Annotated in this window: 17 protein-coding genes; 10 read left to right on the plus strand and 7 right to left on the minus strand. The window is 55.7% G+C overall.

The features are described 5' to 3' along the window. Positions 1 to 5 precede the first annotated feature (5 nt). The 3 genes from ACERY3_RS20955 to ACERY3_RS20965 all read right to left on the minus strand — a co-directional run bounded on the left by ACERY3_RS20955 (position 6) and on the right by ACERY3_RS20965 (position 1,690). Positions 6 to 455, minus strand: coding sequence for a lysozyme (locus tag ACERY3_RS20955; protein ID WP_373226413.1), 450 nt, complete (start codon positions 453 to 455; stop codon positions 6 to 8). Further along, entirely contained in the window at positions 455 to 1,057 is a 603-nt protein-coding gene (locus ACERY3_RS20960; protein ID WP_033144414.1) for a DUF2589 domain-containing protein, read from the minus strand. The genes ACERY3_RS20955 and ACERY3_RS20960 overlap by 1 nt, the downstream gene beginning before the upstream one ends. A gap of 75 nt (positions 1,058 to 1,132) precedes the next feature. Continuing rightward, on the minus strand, positions 1,133 to 1,690 hold the full coding sequence (locus ACERY3_RS20965) for a DUF2589 domain-containing protein (protein WP_023334176.1): 558 nt from the start codon (positions 1,688 to 1,690) through the stop codon (positions 1,133 to 1,135). Positions 1,691 to 1,896: 206 nt separating this feature from the next. Between ACERY3_RS20965 and tyrB the strand changes: the two genes are divergently transcribed. The 4 genes from tyrB to ACERY3_RS20985 all read left to right on the plus strand — a co-directional run bounded on the left by tyrB (position 1,897) and on the right by ACERY3_RS20985 (position 4,907). Further along, a complete protein-coding gene (gene tyrB / locus ACERY3_RS20970; RefSeq protein WP_047059576.1) occupies positions 1,897 to 3,090 on the plus strand; it encodes an aromatic amino acid transaminase in 1,194 nt (397 codons plus the stop codon). Positions 3,091 to 3,307: 217 nt separating this feature from the next. After that, complete coding sequence (aphA, locus tag ACERY3_RS20975) at positions 3,308 to 4,021, plus strand: acid phosphatase AphA (protein ID WP_032662578.1); 714 nt, start codon at positions 3,308 to 3,310, stop codon at positions 4,019 to 4,021. Positions 4,022 to 4,134: 113 nt separating this feature from the next. Further along, positions 4,135 to 4,551, plus strand: coding sequence for a secondary thiamine-phosphate synthase enzyme YjbQ (locus ACERY3_RS20980; RefSeq protein ID WP_023310052.1), 417 nt, complete (start codon positions 4,135 to 4,137; stop codon positions 4,549 to 4,551). Between the two features lie 2 nt (positions 4,552 to 4,553). Beyond that, the gene (locus tag ACERY3_RS20985) at positions 4,554 to 4,907 is read left to right on the plus strand and encodes an MmcQ/YjbR family DNA-binding protein (protein WP_058842044.1); all 354 of its coding nucleotides are present in this window, start codon (positions 4,554 to 4,556) and stop codon (positions 4,905 to 4,907) included. 3 nt (positions 4,908 to 4,910) lie between these two features. On the opposite strand, the gene uvrA is transcribed toward ACERY3_RS20985, so the two are convergent. Continuing rightward, positions 4,911 to 7,733, minus strand: coding sequence for an excinuclease ABC subunit UvrA (gene uvrA / locus ACERY3_RS20990; RefSeq protein ID WP_058842043.1), 2,823 nt, complete (start codon positions 7,731 to 7,733; stop codon positions 4,911 to 4,913). Positions 7,734 to 7,984: 251 nt separating this feature from the next. Between uvrA and ssb1 the strand changes: the two genes are divergently transcribed. Next, the gene (gene ssb1 / locus ACERY3_RS20995) at positions 7,985 to 8,515 is read left to right on the plus strand and encodes a single-stranded DNA-binding protein SSB1 (RefSeq protein WP_029740211.1); all 531 of its coding nucleotides are present in this window, start codon (positions 7,985 to 7,987) and stop codon (positions 8,513 to 8,515) included. Between the two features lie 62 nt (positions 8,516 to 8,577). Here ssb1 and ACERY3_RS21000 read toward each other — a convergent pair whose 3' ends face one another. Then, positions 8,578 to 8,859 carry a YjcB family protein gene (locus ACERY3_RS21000; protein WP_008503385.1) on the minus strand — a complete coding sequence of 94 codons (282 nt, stop codon included), beginning with the start codon at positions 8,857 to 8,859 and terminating at the stop codon, positions 8,578 to 8,580. Positions 8,860 to 9,504: 645 nt separating this feature from the next. Here ACERY3_RS21000 and ACERY3_RS21005 point away from each other — a divergent pair. Beyond that, positions 9,505 to 11,070: an EAL domain-containing protein gene (locus ACERY3_RS21005; RefSeq protein WP_058842042.1), complete on the plus strand. Its 1,566-nt coding sequence runs from the start codon at positions 9,505 to 9,507 to the stop codon at positions 11,068 to 11,070. Between the two features lie 6 nt (positions 11,071 to 11,076). Here ACERY3_RS21005 and soxS read toward each other — a convergent pair whose 3' ends face one another. Continuing rightward, positions 11,077 to 11,403 carry a superoxide response transcriptional regulator SoxS gene (soxS, locus tag ACERY3_RS21010; RefSeq protein ID WP_013095071.1) on the minus strand — a complete coding sequence of 109 codons (327 nt, stop codon included), beginning with the start codon at positions 11,401 to 11,403 and terminating at the stop codon, positions 11,077 to 11,079. Positions 11,404 to 11,501: 98 nt separating this feature from the next. Here soxS and soxR point away from each other — a divergent pair, with 98 nt between their 5' ends. The 4 genes from soxR to ACERY3_RS21030 all read left to right on the plus strand — a co-directional run bounded on the left by soxR (position 11,502) and on the right by ACERY3_RS21030 (position 16,366). After that, a complete protein-coding gene (soxR, locus tag ACERY3_RS21015) occupies positions 11,502 to 11,960 on the plus strand; it encodes a redox-sensitive transcriptional activator SoxR (RefSeq protein WP_023331806.1) in 459 nt (152 codons plus the stop codon). A gap of 293 nt (positions 11,961 to 12,253) precedes the next feature. Beyond that, positions 12,254 to 12,925 carry a glutathione S-transferase family protein gene (locus tag ACERY3_RS21020; RefSeq protein WP_058842041.1) on the plus strand — a complete coding sequence of 224 codons (672 nt, stop codon included), beginning with the start codon at positions 12,254 to 12,256 and terminating at the stop codon, positions 12,923 to 12,925. 294 nt (positions 12,926 to 13,219) lie between these two features. Beyond that, positions 13,220 to 14,569, plus strand: coding sequence for a guanine/hypoxanthine transporter GhxP (gene ghxP / locus ACERY3_RS21025; protein WP_023310059.1), 1,350 nt, complete (start codon positions 13,220 to 13,222; stop codon positions 14,567 to 14,569). Positions 14,570 to 14,719: 150 nt separating this feature from the next. Next, entirely contained in the window at positions 14,720 to 16,366 is a 1,647-nt protein-coding gene (locus tag ACERY3_RS21030; protein ID WP_033144417.1) for a Na+/H+ antiporter, read from the plus strand. A 509-nt stretch (positions 16,367 to 16,875) separates the two neighbouring features. Here ACERY3_RS21030 and ACERY3_RS21035 read toward each other — a convergent pair. After that, entirely contained in the window at positions 16,876 to 17,763 is an 888-nt protein-coding gene (locus tag ACERY3_RS21035; protein WP_023310061.1) for a LysR family transcriptional regulator, read from the minus strand. Positions 17,764 to 17,856: the final 93 nt, after the last annotated feature.

A 17,856-nucleotide genomic window follows, 5' to 3' on the forward strand; every position in this document is an offset into this window, starting at 1 on the left:
TTGAATTAACTAAGAAATAGCTTCATTTCCGCCTCGCGGCGTCGGGTAAGCCCGGTCAAAACCTTACCGCCTGCCTTATTCCAGCTTTTGAACTGCAGTGCGGCGCCCTGGATATCGCCTGCGTTGAATTTTTTGAGCAGCGTGGATTTCTTTAAATTGCCCACGCCAAGGTTGAAGGCGAACGAAACCAGCGCGTCGAATTGGTTCTGCGTCGAAGCGTTGTTCAGCAGTTTTTTCACGCCGTCCTCGGTGCGTTTCAGATCTTTGCGCAGCAGATCTTTGGCTTCACCGGTGGTAATTTTGGTGAGCTTTTCCATCTCCTCTTTGAGGATCAAATGGCCGTAGCCGATGGTCCATAAACCTACGGCATCGCGATAACGCTCCAGCCTCAGCCCTTCAAACTGGCAAATAAGCTGAATGCCCCTGTCACCTGTACGTTCTGGTTGTTTTTTCATTACGGAGTCTCCTCTGCTTTCGGGCGGGGAATCACCTTGTTGGTGTATTCGTCAATCAAACGCATGACGCTTTCCGGTGGCTCAAGTGCGGTAAATTGCATCTCTACATCGACGTGGCGGCTGTCACGCCCGCCTTTGTTATCGCTGGAAGGCGAAAGGCTGACGTGAAAGCGGCCAAATTCGTTTTCACCGGACTGGCGGGAAGGCGCCTGCATGCCTTCCGTGCGGATCGTCAGGTTGACCTTCATCTTTTCCAGCATCAGCCCGCGCGGTGTCGAAAGCGCGACCAAGGGCAGGTCAAAGTAATGCTTTTCATCCAGCGCCAGCTGTACCGTGCGTGGAATTAACGAACCGTCTTCTGCGGGTTCGAAAAAGGGATCCAATGCCTTCATATACTGCTGAGCAATCAGTTCGTTGGCCGCAGTGGCCGCGTACTGCATCCCACGCGTGATATCTTCAAGCGAGATCGGCACGCCGGGAATATCGGCTGGAGGCGCTGGAGGCGTGTTTTCCTGTACCGGTGGCGTGCCTTCATCCTCTTTGCCCGCCCTGTTTTCCGGCTCCTCATCCTTGCCGCCGCGCAGCCATTTTTTAAAAGACATATTTCGCTCCTGGAAAAAGGGCTACCCGGGTAGCCCCTGCGTTACGGAATCGCACGTATGTCGCGGCGTGGAAGATTATTGCGCGGCGACAGGCTTGGTTTTGGCGTTGGTCAGGTAATCAATCACGCGCTGCAGAGCTTCAGGTGGCTCCTGGCGTTTAATCTGGGTATGAATGGAATATTTCGCGCGTGTATCGGTCGAACGGGTCTGCTCCGATTTATGGGAGACCTTGCCGGTCATTTTCGCTTTGAAAACGCCCCAGCCGACGGACGCTTCCACGGAGGCCTCCGCTTCGGTGCTGCTGGAACTGGCTTCGCTCTGGCTCACTTCCAGCTCAAAGTCGATGGTACCGTCCTCGATACAGATGATGGGGTGGGTGACCGCCGCCAGGAGCGGAATACTCATCTTGCGGGTCACGCTGCCTTTATTGACCCCCTGTTCGTCTACTACGGTTTCGTCGTAATCGAACTCGATCGCGACAGCTTTGCCGTCTTTAATACAGACGGAGAGCAGGAAGTCGGTATAGGCCTTGCTTGCCTGGACCTGTGCTTTGATCATCGCCTGCAGCGGACCGCCGATCATATGTTCCAGCGGCAGGGCGTTAATAACTGAACCAATAAATTGTGAATCCATGATGTGAACTCCTTGAATCAGTGAATGCGCGGTTGCGCAGGAGCCACATTACGGAAAGCGAGAAGGGGAAAATATTGGGTAAATGTCATGGCGAGAGGACGCAAAAAACCTATGCCGATCGCAGGATAATCTTAAGGGGTGGTGTTGAGTGATGTTCCGGTTTATTGTTGAAATCCCTGCCTCATCGAATTCCGGAGAACCATCGCGTGTTTCAGAAAGTTGACGCCTATGCCGGCGACCCTATCCTCTCCTTAATGGAGCGTTTCAAAGAAGATCCTCGCAGCGACAAAGTGAACCTCAGCATCGGTCTGTATTACAACGAGGATGGCATCATTCCTCAATTAAAAGCCGTTGCCGAAGCTGAGGCGCGTCTGAATGCTGTTCCACACGGTGCTTCTCTTTATCTGCCGATGGAAGGGTTAAACGCCTACCGCAACACCATCGCTCCGCTGTTATTCGGTGCCGATCACGCGGTGCTCGCGCAAAAACGCGTGGCAACCATCCAGACGCTGGGCGGCTCGGGTGCGCTGAAAGTGGGTGCAGACTTCCTGAAAAAATACTTCCCGGATTCAGGCGTATGGGTCAGTGACCCGACGTGGGAAAACCACGTTGCGATCTTCGAGGGCGCAGGTTTCAACGTGGCGACCTATCCGTGGTTCGACAGCGAAACGAACGGCGTGCGCGTTGAAGCTCTGCTGGAAAAACTGAACACCCTACCGGCGCGCAGCATTGTGCTGCTGCACCCATGCTGCCATAACCCGACCGGGGCGGATCTCACCAACGCCCAGTGGGATGCGGTGATTGAGGTACTGAAGGCCCGCGACCTGATTCCGTTCCTCGACATCGCCTACCAGGGCTTTGGCGCGGGTATGGAAGAAGATGCTTACGCCATCCGCGCCGTGGCCAGCGCCGGGCTGCCAGCGCTGGTCAGCAACTCCTTCTCTAAAATCTTCTCCCTGTACGGTGAACGCGTTGGCGGTCTGTCCGTGGTCTGTGAAGACGCCGAAGCGGCGGGTCGCGTCCTGGGCCAGCTGAAGGCGACGGTGCGCCGTATTTACTCCAGCCCGCCAAACTTTGGTGCGCAGGTGGTGGCGACGGTTCTCGGTGACGAACAGCTGAAAGCGTCCTGGCTTGCCGAAGTGGAAGCGATGCGTAAGCGCATCCTGTCCATGCGTCAGGAGCTGGTTAACGTGCTGAAAGAGGCCGTGCCGGGACATAACTTCGACTATCTGCTCAAGCAGCGCGGGATGTTCAGCTATACCGGTCTGAGCGCGGCGCAGGTCGATCGTCTGCGGGAAGAGTTCGGCGTCTACCTGATCGCCAGCGGCCGTATGTGCGTGGCGGGCCTGAATGCCAGCAACGTTCATCGCGTGGCGCAGGCGTTTGCTGCTGTAATGTAAGCACTTACCAATCGACCCTCTCCCCGTGGGAGAGGGCTGGGGTGAGGGTATCAGGCCGCACAAAAACGTTGCCCGGCATTCTGTGATCGTCTTCTTTTTATTCCGCTTCATAAGCAAAAACTCCTTCCCTTCACCTCCCGCTGGGGTTATGGTCGGATAGTTTTTTGACCATCCGCTCAAATTAAAACGATAACAAACTGAATATTCAGGGGAAAATATGCGCAAGATCACACTGGCGCTCAGCGCCGCCTGCTTATTGTTCTCGCTTAACAGCGCCGTCGTCGCGAGAGCTTCTGCCCCGACGCCGCTTTACACCGGCACCACCGCCGCCATTCTCGCCGAGCAGGCACCCATTCACTGGGTTTCAGTGGCCCAAATCGAAAACAGTCTGATCGGCCGCGCGCCAATGGCCGTGGGTTTTGACATTGACGATACCGTACTGTTCTCAAGCCCTGGCTTCTGGCGCGGGAAGAAAACGTATTCACCCGACAGCGAAGCGTATCTAAAGAACCCGGAATTCTGGGAAAAAATGAATAACGGCTGGGACGAATTCAGCATCCCGAAAGAGGTTGCCCGTGCGCTTATTGCCATGCACGTGAAGCGCGGCGACAGCATTTATTTTGTTACCGGCCGCAGCCAGACCAAAACCGAAACCGTCTCTAAAACGCTGCAGGATGATTTCCAGATCCCGGCGACCAGCATGAACCCGGTCATTTTTGCCGGTGACAAAGAGGGGCAAAACACCAAAACCCAGTGGCTGGAAAAGAAAAATATCAAAGTATTCTACGGCGATTCGGATAACGACATCACCGCCGCACATGACGTGGGGGCCCGAGGGATCAGGGTATTGCGCGCCTCTAACTCGACCTATCGACCGCTGCCGATGGCCGGAAAGTTTGGCGAAGAGGTAATCGTCAACTCGGAGTATTAAGTATCCGGCAGCGGGTTTGACTCTTTTTTAATCAAATCTCGCTGCTGCGGGTTTTACCTTTCGTCTTCTTGCTGCACACTTAGAAAGATTCATCTTTCATCACGGAGCAGCACATGTGGTACCAACAAACCCTGACCTTAAGCGCTAAACCACGCGGATTTCACCTGGTGACGGATGAAGTCATCGGGCAACTCCGCGATCTGTCGCGGGTGAAAACGGGTTTGTTGCATCTGCTGCTTCAGCACACGTCAGCCTCTCTCACGCTTAATGAAAATTGCGATCCCACCGTCAGGTCCGACATGGAGCACCATTTTCTGAAGAGTGTCCCGGACAACGCGCCTTACGAGCATGACTATGAGGGGGCGGACGATATGCCTTCGCATATTAAATCCTCCCTGCTGGGCGTATCGTTGATGCTGCCGGTTCACAACGGCCGACTGCTGTTGGGTACGTGGCAGGGGATCTGGCTGGGAGAGCATCGCATTCACGGTGGTTCGCGTAAAATTATCGCCACGCTACAAGGGGAATAAAGATGACAATTTCGGAGATACTTCAGTACTGCATGAGCAAGCCCGGCGCGGAGCAGAGCGTTCATAGCGACTGGAAAGCCACGCAGATTAAAGTGGGAGATGTCCTGTTTGCGATGGTGAAAGAGGTGGAAGGCCGTCCGGCTGCGTCGCTGAAAACCAGCCCTGAACTGGCGGATTTGCTACGCCAGCAGCATGATGACGTGAGGCCGAGCAAGTACCTCAATAAGGCGCACTGGAGCACCGTCTATCTGGACGGATCGATTCCTGGCTCGCAGATTTACTACCTGGTGGACGCGTCCTATCAGCAGGCGGTTGAGCTGCTGCCGGAAACCACCCGACAGCAACTCTCCGTGTGACAATTACAGCAACGGTTTAAGGAAGCGCGCGGTGTGCGAGGCTTCGCACTCTGCAACGGTCTCTGGCGTACCGGAGACGAGAATTTCACCGCCGCCGCTGCCGCCTTCCGGGCCGAGATCGACAATCCAGTCCGCGGTTTTAATCACGTCCAGGTTATGTTCGATGACCACGATGGTGTTGCCCTGATCGCGCAGCTGATGCAGCACGTCAAGCAGCTGCTGGATATCGGCAAAGTGCAGGCCGGTGGTCGGCTCGTCCAGAATGTAGAGCGTCTGACCGGTGCCGCGTTTTGACAGCTCACGCGCCAGCTTCACGCGCTGCGCTTCACCGCCGGACAGCGTGGTTGCCGACTGCCCAAGACGAATGTAGGTCAGGCCTACGTCCATCAGCGTCTGCAGCTTACGCGCCAGCGCAGGGACGGCATCAAAGAATTCGCGCGCCTCTTCAATGGTCATGTCCAGCACTTCGTGGATGGTCTTGCCTTTGTACTTAATCTCCAGCGTTTCGCGGTTATAGCGTTTGCCTTTGCACTGGTCGCACGGCACGTAGATATCCGGCAGGAAGTGCATCTCAACCTTGATCACGCCGTCGCCCTGGCATGCTTCGCAGCGGCCACCGCGCACGTTAAAGCTGAAACGTCCTGGCGTATAGCCGCGGGAGCGCGCTTCCGGCACGCCGGCAAAGAGTTCACGTACGGGCGTGAAGACGCCGGTATAGGTTGCCGGGTTAGAGCGCGGGGTACGGCCAATCGGGCTCTGGTCGATGTCGATAACTTTATCGAAATGCTCCAGACCCTGGATGTCGCGGTACGGTGCAGGCTCGGCCAGCGTCGCGCCGTTTAGCGCCGTCTGCGCAATCGGGAACAGCGTATCGTTGATCAGCGTCGATTTACCGGAACCGGACACGCCGGTGATGCAGGTAAACAGGCCAACCGGCAGCGTCAGGGTGACGTCTTTCAGGTTGTTGCCGCGCGCGCCGGTCAGCTTCAGCACTTTTTCCGGATCTGCCGCTACGCGCTGTTTCGGCACCTCAATCTTACGCTTGCCGCTCATGAACTGACCGGTCAGCGATTCGGGTACCGCCATGATGTCCTTCAGCGTTCCCTCCGCGACCACCTGGCCGCCGTGCACGCCAGCGCCTGGGCCAATGTCGATGACGTGGTCGGCCGCGCGGATCGCATCTTCATCGTGCTCGACCACAATTACCGTGTTGCCGAGGTTGCGCAGGTGAACCAGCGTCCCGAGCAGGCGCTCGTTGTCGCGCTGGTGCAGGCCGATGGACGGCTCATCCAGCACGTACATCACGCCGACTAAGCCCGCGCCAATCTGGCTTGCCAGACGGATACGCTGGGCTTCACCGCCGGAGAGCGTTTCTGCCGAGCGGGAAAGCGTCAGGTAGTTCAGGCCGACGTTCACGAGGAATTTCAGGCGATCGCCGATCTCTTTCAGCACTTTTTCGGCGATTTTCGCGCGCTGGCCGGAGAGCTTCAGGTTGTTGAAGAAGTCCATCGCATGGCCGATGCTCATGTCTGAGATGGTCGGCAGCGCGGTGTTTTTCACAAACACGTGGCGCGCTTCACGACGCAGACGCGTACCTTCACAGGTGGCGCAGGAGCGGTTGCTGATGAATTTCGCCAGCTCCTCGCGCACCGCGCTGGATTCGGTCTCTTTGTAGCGGCGCTCCATGTTATGCAGCACCCCTTCGAACGGGTGGCGGCGCACGGAGGTATCGCCGCGATCGTTCATATACTTGAACTCGATGTTCTCTTTGCCGGAACCGAACAGGATCACTTTGTGCACGTTCGGACTCAGGCTCGCCCACGGGGCTTCGACGTCGAACTTGTAGTGCTCCGCCAGCGATTTCAGCATCTGGAAGTAGTAGAAGTTACGCTTGTCCCAGCCGCGAATGGCCCCGCCCGCCAGCGACAGCTCCGGGTTCTGAATCACACGGTCCGGATCGAAATATTGTTGAACACCCAGGCCGTCACACGTCGGGCACGCGCCCGCCGGGTTGTTGAATGAGAACAGGCGCGGCTCGAGCTCGCGCATGCTGTAGCCGCAAATCGGGCAGGCGAAGTTGGCGGAGAAGAGCAGCTCTTCCGCTTTTGGGTCGTCCATGTCGGAGACCACGGCCGTGCCGCCAGAGAGTTCCAGCGCCGTTTCAAAAGATTCCGCCAGGCGCGTGGCGAGATCGTCGCGTACCTTAAAGCGGTCAATCACCACTTCGATGGTGTGCTTCTTCTGCAGCTCCAGCTTTGGCGGGTCGGACAGGTCACACACCTCGCCGTCGATACGGGCGCGGATATAGCCCTGGCTTGCCAGGTTTTCCAGCGTTTTGGTGTGTTCGCCTTTTCGCTCTTTAATGATCGGCGCCAGCAGCATCAGGCGTTTGCCTTCCGGCTGCGACAGCACGTTATCCACCATCTGGCTTACGGTCTGGGCCGCCAGCGGGACGTCGTGGTCCGGGCAGCGCGGCTCACCCACGCGGGCATACAGCAGACGCAGATAGTCATGAATTTCGGTAATGGTACCGACCGTTGAACGCGGGTTATGCGAGGTGGACTTCTGCTCAATAGAGATAGCAGGGGACAACCCTTCAATGTGGTCGACATCCGGTTTTTCCATCAGCGACAGGAACTGACGCGCGTACGCAGAGAGCGATTCAACGTAACGACGCTGTCCTTCGGCATACAAAGTGTCGAAAGCCAGTGAGGATTTGCCAGACCCCGAAAGCCCGGTCACGACAATGAGTTTGTCGCGAGGGATTATGAGGTTGATATTCTTGAGATTGTGGGTGCGGGCGCCCCGAACTTCGATCTTATCCATTCACCTTTCCCGGTTGGAACACGGATTGCCTGATTTGTTTGAAGGACAAACGGCTGTCAGAAACGGCTAATTATGACACAATTTGACCTGTTTGAATATACAGTATTGGAATGCATTTTCTGATTGGCTGTGTAACAATGTAGAGTCCGCGAGAGATTTCTGAACCGACTACGCAACTATGCAAATTGCCGCGTGGAAATGGTACACTCGCGCGTTTACACTATTAAGAAACGTATTCAGGAGACACGAACATGGCCAGCAGAGGCGTAAACAAGGTGATTCTCGTCGGTAATCTGGGCCAGGACCCGGAAGTACGCTACATGCCGAGTGGTGGCGCAGTTGCCAACATTACGCTGGCTACTTCCGAATCCTGGCGTGATAAAGCGACCGGTGAGATGAAAGAGCAGACCGAATGGCACCGTGTAGTGCTGTTTGGCAAACTGGCCGAAGTGGCCGGTGAGTATCTGCGTAAAGGTTCTCAGGTCTATATCGAAGGCCAGCTGCGTACCCGCAAATGGACCGATCAGGCCGGCGCTGAGAAGTACACCACAGAAGTCGTGGTCAACGTGGGCGGCACCATGCAGATGCTGGGTGGCCGTCAGGGCGGTGGTGCACCGGCAGGTGGCGGTCAGAGCCAGCAGCAGGGCGGTTGGGGTCAGCCTCAGCAGCCGCAGGGCGGCAACCAGTTCAGCGGCGGCGCACAGTCTCGTCCGCAGCAGCAGTCTGCTCCGGCGCCGTCTAACGAACCGCCAATGGATTTCGACGACGACATTCCGTTCTGATTTCCGCGTGCTGAAAACAAAAAACCCAGACTATCGTCTGGGTTTTTTTATTCCGTCAGGGATCAGGTAATCACCATCGGCCAGTCTGGCGGCGTGTGGCTCATCGCCTCAACCATCACCACTTTAATATTTTCCCAGACGGCGGCGATATCCAGTAGGGTGATGCCAAGCAGGCCCGTTGCAAACCAGCAGGCCGCACCCAGCCCCAGCAGGGTGCTGATAACAGCAAGACCCGCATAGTCAGATTTACGAAACTGAATGTTCAGCGTGCTGGCTAAAAACATCAGTACCGCACTCAACAAAGGCCAGCGCAGGAGAACCATGCTGGTAGTAATGGTTGCCATAAAACCCATCCTCTATAAAACAGACGAACTGAATGAAACGGTGTTTCTCGTTACAAAATATATGTGAACTATATCACATTTGTTGATTTATTCGCCAGCATCTGAACGATCAAAAAAGAGGATTTTATTCCTCAGAAAAGGCGATTGCGCGGGCTGGTCCTGCCTTCGGCGCATGAGGAGGCGGACCCACAGCGTGCCGAAAACGCGCTTCGGGCAAGTGGGGATAGCGCAAATTCAGTTTTTATAAGAGGGGCGTTATTCTCCGCCAATACTCAAAATATTGTGGTGTAGGCTGACTATTTATAAATCAACGAACACAATGCCTCAGAGCAAATAGCATAAAACGTCATGATGAAATTGTACTTTTTTCATGCTGTCAGACGTTTGGCTTAATCAACGATTGTCTGTTGTGTTATCTTCCCGTCTGCCTGACGGGCTGGATAATTATTTTCCTTAATTGAAACGGAACGAATACTTACAGTTTAACTTACGGGAAAATATTATCGGCATAACGAAATTTAAGATTTTTAATACTAAAAGTCAGTTGCTAACTTCGCATGATTCATGCAACGTAATCACCTGTTTAACAAAGCATCCGGCCTTAAGTACTACAGGCGTATAACATGCAGGGATATAGGGCGGGAAATGAATCGTAGCGCGCGGCGCAAAATGCTCAGGGTGGTAGGGATCATCATGGTAGTTATGCTGCCGGTGATGCTTGCGCTATGGTTTGCCCAACTGCGTGCCGTGTCTGAAACAAGCGCCCAGCTACGCACATTTGCTGAACTGGCTTTAGACAAAACAGAGCTGGTTATTCAACAGGTTGAGCTGGCCAGGGACGAGGCGGTAAAATATCAGGGCGAGCTTTGCACGCCGGGACACCGTCAATATATGCTGAACGTTGTTCGTGGCCGCCTGTTTGTCGCCGATTTAATTTACGCTGAAGGTCAGAATTTTCTTTGTTCGACCGTTTTTACACCTGATCACCCCTACGCCATTCCTGCCGCTAATTACACGCGCAAACCTGACGTCGCTATCTATTATTATCGCGATACCCCATTTTATACTGGCTATAAAATGACATATATGCAGCGCGGAAATTATGTGGTGGTCGTCAATCCGCTTTCATACAGCGAGGTCATGTCCGCGGATCATTCTCTCTCCTGGGGTGTGTACGACACGGTAACCAATGCTTTCTTTTCCGTCAGCCAGAAAGCCAATGTTTCTTTATTAAATTCGATGATTCGGGATAAGGAATCGGTATTTCAAAAAGATAACCGCTTTTATACGATCGTAACATCCCCCAAAAGACCGATTGCGGCCATTGTCTCGACATCGAATAAACGCTTTTATGAAACGCTTTATCACCAGGCGACGTTGACGCTGCCGCTGGGCATGATCTGCAGCATTATTATTTTGCTGGTATGGTCCCGTACCCATCGTGAACTCAATTCGCCGGGGCGCTTACTGCACCGCGCGCTGAACAAACGACAGCTTTGCGTACACTATCAGCCAATTATTGATATTAAGAATAACCAGTGTGTGGGCGCGGAGGCGCTGTTGCGCTGGCCTGGCTTTAACGGACAGGTGATGAGCCCGGCTGAGTTTATCCCGCTGGCGGAAAATGAGGGAATGAGCGAGCGGATTACGGACTATGTCGTTGAGGAGGTGTTCAACGATCTGGGCCATTTCCTGGCCGAGCATCCGCATCTCTATATTTCGATTAACCTGTCGGCCACGGATTTCCACTCCTCGCGGCTGATCGCCATGATTTCCGACAAGGCCCGCCACTATGCCGTCCGTGCGCAGCAAATCAAAATAGAAGTGACGGAACGCGGTTTTATCGATGTGCCAAAAACCACCCCGGTGATTCAGGCTTTCCGTCAGGCGGGTTATGAAGTCGCGATCGATGATTTCGGTACCGGCTACTCGAACCTGCACAACCTCTACTCGCTGAACGTGGATATTCTGAAAATCGATAAATCGTTTATCGATACCCTAACGACCAACAGTACCAGTCACCTGATCGCCGAGCATATTATCGAGATGGCGCAAAGCCTGCGGCTGAAAACCATTGCGGAAGGGGTAGAGACGGCAGAGCAGGTAAGCTGGCTGTTGAAGCGCGGCGTCCAGTTTTGTCAGGGATGGCACTTCGCGAAAGCGATGCCGCCCCAGGAATTTATGACCTGGCAGCAGCAACCTTTGCACTGAGGGCGATTAATTCAACTGGTGGCGATAGTCGCTCGGCGTGCGGTCAAACTCGCGGCGAAACACGCGGGAAAAGGTTTGTTGCGACACATAGCCAAGGTCCATCGCGATATCAAAAATGGGCCGCTGCGTTGAGCGTAGCGCCTGCGCCGCCAGCAGCAGTCTGCGCTGGCGAATGTACTCACCCAGCGTCTGATGCATGACCGTGCGGAACATTCTCTGTAAATACCATTTCGAATAGCCCGACTTTTTAGCGACCACATCAATGTTCAACGGTTGGTCGATATGTTCATCAATCCATTCAATAAGCGTCTGAATAATCTGCTGATGCGACATAAGGTTGCCCCTCTGTAGATACAACTATCTCGGTTAATTCGTCGTTTTCTCTGCGGGCGAGTATAATTCCTCAAGTTAACTTGAGGTAAAGAGGTTTTATGGAAAAGAGATTGCCGCGAATTAAAGCGCTGTTAACCCCCGGCGAAGTGGCGAAGCGAAGCGGCGTTGCGGTATCGGCGCTCCACTTCTATGAAAGCAAAGGGTTAATTAAAAGCATCCGCAACGGCGGCAACCAGCGCCGCTATACCCGAGACGTGCTCCGCTACGTGGCGATTATCAAAATTGCGCAACGAATCGGAATTCCCCTGGCCACGATCGGCGAGGCGTTTGGCGTGCTGCCGGAAGGGCATACGCTTAGCCCGAAAGAGTGGAAAGAGCTGTCGTCCCAGTGGCGTGAAGAGCTGGACAGGCGTATTCATACGCTGGTCGCGCTGCGTGACGAGCTGGATGGCTGCATCGGCTGCGGCTGCCTGTCGCGTAGCGATTGTCCGTTGCGTAACCCCGGCGACAGGCTGGGCGAGCAGGGGACGGGGGCGCGGCTGCTGGAAGAGGATTGAGATTGTGCGACCGGCAAAAAGCATAATAAAGAACTAAAGCGCCACATAAGGGCGCTTTAGTTTTTCCCGGTCTTTGTCTTTCACTCTATCCCGCTGGTTCACGGGAGGGTTTCCCCCGACATCAGCACCCCTCAGTGTCGAGCTGGTTGGGGAGGTTCCGGATTGTGCTGACACTTTAATTCTATGCAAGACCCGTTTTTTCGCCAGCCTCACCGACCGTTTTTTAGACGAATTTTTTTCGCGGTGTTGTTCAATTTTCTATAGTTAAAAAGTATGAATAACAGGAGAAAGCCATGCTCACGGTACACCACCTTAACCAGTCGCGCTCGCACCGCGCGATCTGGGCGCTGGAAGAACTCGGCCTGCCTTATGAGATCGTTCACTACCAGCGCGAAAAGAACATGCTGGCGCCGGAGGCTCTTAAAAAGGTGCATCCGTTGGGCAAATCGCCGGTTATCGAAGATAACCGACTGATCCTTGCGGAATCGGGCGCCATCCTGGAGTACCTGCAGGAAACGTACGATCCCGAGTCACGCCTTAAGCCTTTAGACCCGTCGCATAAGGTGCAATACCGCTTCTGGCTGCATTACGCCGAAGGATCGCTGATGCCGCTGCTGTTAATGAAGCTGGTCTTCAACAGCCTCGGCAAGCCGCCGGTGCCGTTTGGTATCAGAACCCTGGGCAAAGCGCTGGGGCAGGGGGTGCAGAAAGCGTATCTCAACCGTCAACTGGAAACCCATGCGCGCTTTATTGAGTCACATCTTGCCGAAAACAGCTGGTTTGCCGGGGATTCGCTCAGCATGGCCGATATCCAGATGAGCTTCCCGATCTTTGCGCTGCTGGCGCGCGGCGGTATCGCTAATCTGCCGCATATTCAGGCGTGGAAGACAAAAGTTGAGAACACCCCAGGCTGGCAAAGAACCCTGGAACAGGGGGGACCGTTATCTATCCCGGGCGAGGACTGAAATGTAAACAAATTGCGCATAGACGATAACGTTTGCGCATCCTCTGTTTATTTCTTCAGCGTCATAAGTGAATTTTAGCGAAAAACGAGAAAGTTCAGTTGAAAAGGGCGGGGATTACGCTAGATAATCGTTTGCCTTAATTTGACCACCCGTTTGTAAGCGCGGAGCTAAACGTTTGCTTTTTTTGTGACGCCCTTTCGTCACAAACGCAACACAAGGATTTGACGTTCAGCTGGCAGTGGCGTCTCCACCTCGCTTACGGACTTCCTAAAAAACTCTCAGGGGATGTTTTCTATGTCTACGCCATCTGCGCGTACTGGCGGTTCACTTGACGCCATGTTTAAAATTTCGGCCCGCGGCAGCACCGTGCGCCAGGAAATTGTTGCCGGTTTGACAACGTTTCTGGCGATGGTTTATTCCGTCATCGTTGTGCCGGGCATGCTGGGCAAAGCAGGCTTCCCGCCAGCGGCCGTCTTTGTGGCGACCTGTCTTGTGGCCGGCGTGGGCTCCATCGTGATGGGCCTGTGGGCGAACCTGCCGCTGGCAATTGGTTGCGCCATCTCTCTGACCGCGTTTACCGCGTTCAGCCTGGTGCTGGGTCAGCACATCAGCGTACCGGTTGCGCTGGGTGCCGTGTTCCTGATGGGTGTGCTGTTTACCGTGATTTCAGCGACCGGCATCCGTAGCTGGATCTTGCGCAACCTGCCGCAGGGCGTGGCGCACGGTACCGGCATCGGTATCGGCCTGTTCCTGTTGCTGATCGCCGCTAACGGCGTCGGTCTGGTCATCAAGAACCCGCTGGACGGTCTGCCGGTAGCGCTGGGCCACTTCGCCAGCTTCCCGGTGATTATGTCGCTGATCGGCCTGGCGGTGATTATCGGTCTGGAAAAACTGAAGGTGCCGGGCGGCATTCTGCTGACCATTATCGGCGTTTCTATTGTCGGCCTGATTTTCGATCCAACCGTACACTTCTCCGGTATCTTCGCCATGCCGTCGCTGAGCGATGACAAAGGCAACTCCCTGATTGGCAGCCTGGATATCGTTGGCGCGCTGAACCCGGTGATCCTGCCAAGCGTGCTGGCGCTGGTCATGACCGCCGTGTTTGACGCGACCGGTACCATTCGTGCGGTGGCCGGTCAGGCGAACCTGCTGGATAAAGACGGTCAGATTATTGACGGCGGCAAAGCGCTGACCACCGACTCCCTGAGCAGCGTCTTCTCTGGTCTGGTGGGCGCGGCGCCTGCGGCGGTGTACATCGAGTCCGCAGCGGGTACGGCGGCAGGCGGTAAAACCGGCCTGACGGCGATCACCGTCGGCGTGCTGTTCATGCTGATCCTGTTCCTCTCTCCGCTCTCCTATCTGGTTCCGGCGTATGCGACCGCGCCAGCGCTGATGTACGTTGGCCTGCTGATGCTGAGCAACGTGGCGAAAATCGACTTTGCGGACTTCGTGGACGCGATGTCTGGCCTGATTACCGCGGTCTTTATCGTCCTGACCTGTAACATCGTGACCGGCATTATGATCGGCTTCGCGTCGCTGGTGATTGGTCGTCTGGTCTCCGGTGAATGGCGCAAGCTGAACGTCGGCACCGTGATTATCGCCGTTGCGCTGGTAGCGTTCTACGCGGGCGGCTGGGCAATCTAAGTTGTCCATTGATGCGAAAACGGGTGGCTCAGGCCGCCCGTTTTTATTTTCAGGACTCATCCTGTTGCCTTTTGCGTTACTCTGGAGAAGATAGAATAAAAGGCACGACGCCTTCCGGAGTACATAAGCAACACAGCAAACAGGGAACGCATGGAAATCTTCTTCACAATACTCATCATGACCCTTGTGGTCTCGCTATCCGGGGTGGTTACACGCGTACTGCCCTTTCAGGTCCCCCTGCCATTAATGCAAATTGCCATCGGCGCGCTGCTGGCGTGGCCGACGTTTGGCCTGCACGTGGAATTTGACCCCGAACTGTTCCTCGTGCTGTTTATCCCGCCGCTGCTGTTTGCCGATGGCTGGAAAACGCCCACGCGAGAATTCCTTGAGCACGGGCGCGAGATCTTCGGCCTGGCGCTGGCGCTGGTGGTGGTCACCGTCGTCGGGATTGGTTTTCTGATCTACTGGGCGGTACCGGGTATTCCATTAATACCGGCTTTTGCGCTGGCCGCCGTGCTGTCGCCAACCGATGCCGTGGCGCTGTCCGGCATTGTGGGTGAAGGCCGTATTCCGAAGAAAATCATGGGGATTTTACAGGGTGAGGCGCTGATGAACGACGCCTCTGGCCTGGTTGCCCTGAAGTTTGCCGTGGCCGTTGCGATGGGCACGATGGTCTTTACCATCGGCGGCGCAACCCTGGAATTCTTCAAGGTGGCGATTGGCGGTATTCTGGCGGGCTTCGTGGTGAGCTGGCTGTACGGCCGCTCATTGCGCTTCCTCAGCCGCTGGGGCGGCGATGAACCCGCTACGCAGATCGTACTGCTGTTCCTGCTGCCGTTTGCCTCTTATCTGATTGCCGAACATATCGGCGTGTCGGGCATTCTGGCTGCGGTTGCGGCAGGGATGACCATCACCCGTTCCGGCGTAATGCGCCGCGCGCCGCTGGCCATGCGCCTGCGTGCCAACAGCACCTGGGCCATGCTGGAATTTGTCTTTAACGGCATGGTGTTCCTGCTGTTGGGCCTGCAGCTGCCGGGCATTATGGAATCCTCGCTGGTGGCAGCGGAGGCCGATCCGAACGTTGAAGTCTGGATGCTGTTTACCGACATCGTGCTGATCTACATGGCGCTGATGCTGGTGCGTTTCGGCTGGCTGTGGACGATGAAAAATTTCAGCGTGCGTTTCCTGAAGAAAAAGCCGATGGAGTTCGGCTCGTGGACAACGCGCGAGCTGCTGATCGCCTCTTTTGCGGGCGTACGCGGGGCGATCACCCTTGCCGGTGTGCTCTCCATTCCGCTGCTGCTGCCCACGGGCGACGTCTTCCCGGCGCGCTACGAGCTGGTCTTCCTTGCGGCGGGCGTAATTCTGTTCTCCCTGTTTGTCGGCGTGATTATGCTGCCGATTTTACTCCAGCATATTGATGCCGGTGATTCGACCCAGCAGCATAAAGAGGAGCGTATTGCCCGGGCGGCCACCGCCGAAGTGGCAATTGTCGCGATTCAGAAGATGGAAGAGCGTCTGGCCGCGGATGCGGAAGAGAACATCGACAATCAGCTGCTGACGGAAGTCAGTTCCCGCGTGATTGGTAACCTGCGCCGCCGCGCGGACGGGCGTAACGATGTGGAAAGCTCGCTGCAGGAGGAAAACCTGGAGCGTCGGTTCCGCCTGGCGGCGCTGCGCTCAGAGCGCGCCGAGCTGTACCATCTGCGCGCCACGCGCCAGATCAGCAACGAAACGCTGCAAAAGCTGCTGCACGATCTGGACCTGCTGGAAGCGCTGTTGATAGAGAATCAGTAGCGCCGTTTTTGCCCGGTGGCGCTGCGCTTACCGGGCCTGCGTGCTCGATCGGTTCCCTCTCCTTGTGGGCTGAGGGTTTCCCACAAAATAATGCCTGCACGGACGACCCCCTCTCCCTTGAGGGAGAGGGCTGGGGTGAGGGGGAACATACGGCTGTGGAGGTCATTCCGTTCACTTTATGTTCCTTGCTACTCTGTAACGACATGACCGGTGAACGTGCCAGGGTGGCTCAATCGCCACCACCCTGGCGACCCGGGCTCCCGGCGGTAAATCGCCGCTTCGCGGTGCCCTCAGCTTATTCCTTCAGGCTATCGGGTCGGGCATGAGCCTGCATCCCTGCAGGCCACGCCCTCTTGGCGCATCCCTGCGCCTCGCCCCGGCCTTACGGAAACGCTTCGGCGATTTACAGCCGGACCAGGGTGTCGCTGTAAGTCATTAATTTTGCAGAAGAAGCGTTCATCGCTTCAGGTAAAAAATTACTGGGGATTCCTCAGCCCTGTGGGAGAGGGTTAGGGTGAGGGCACCCAAAACCCCTCACAACACTGCAGCCACGCCTGCGCGCTCTGCGATAAATATACCCCTTCGCGCCAGATCATCCCCAGCTGCCAGTGCAGGTCGCTCTCCAGCGGGATCCAGCGCAGCGTGTTTTTATCCAGACGCTCGCAAATCGGCTGCGGCAGAATGGCAATCCCCACGCCGGCCTGCACCATCGCCGCCAGGAAATCCCACTGTCCGCTGCGCACCGCTATGCGCGGCTTGACGTTATGCTGGTTAAACAGCGTCATCAGCTGGCGGCTGAGAGCGAAGTCTTCGTTGTAGATCAGCAGAGGGTGCTCGCCGAGCAGTTCAGGTCTCACCGAGTCTAACTTCAGCCAGTCGCCGGAGCGGGGAACCAGCACGCACAGCGGGTGGCTAAAGAGCGGAAGCGTCGCCAGACCGCTCTCTTCCTCAACGGGAAGGGCGGTCATTGCCACGTCGAGCTCGCCGTTGGTGACGGCCTGCTGGACGGTTAACCCACCAAACTCCGAAATCTTCAGCTCAACGCCGGGATAACGCTGGCGAAACAGGCTAATCGGCCCGGCCATCATCATCCCTACCATTGGCGGAATGCCGAGGCGAAGCACACCTTTCTTCAGATGATTGATATCGCCCAGCTCTGCTTCCAGCTGGCGGAACTCCGCCAGAATCGCCAGCCCGCGTTCGAATACCACGCGTCCGGTGTCGGTCAGCAACAGCTTGCGCCCGTCGCGGATCAGCAGGGTACAGTTCAGTTCATCTTCGAGGTTTTTCAGCATCTTGCTGATGGTGGGCTGGGTAACAAACAACTTCTCCGCTGCGCGGGTAAAACTTTGCTGACGAACCACTTCGACAAAATAGCGCAGCGTTCTTATGTCCATGATTATTCCTCGAAACTATACCTTTGATGATTTTAATTCATTTCAGTCCATACCGTGCGCTCTCTATACTGGCGCCTCGTCTCATTTTTGAGG

Origin of the sequence: Enterobacter cloacae complex sp. ESBL7, from assembly GCF_041679625.1 — a bacterium.
Lineage (GTDB): Bacteria > Pseudomonadota > Gammaproteobacteria > Enterobacterales > Enterobacteriaceae > Enterobacter > Enterobacter asburiae_B.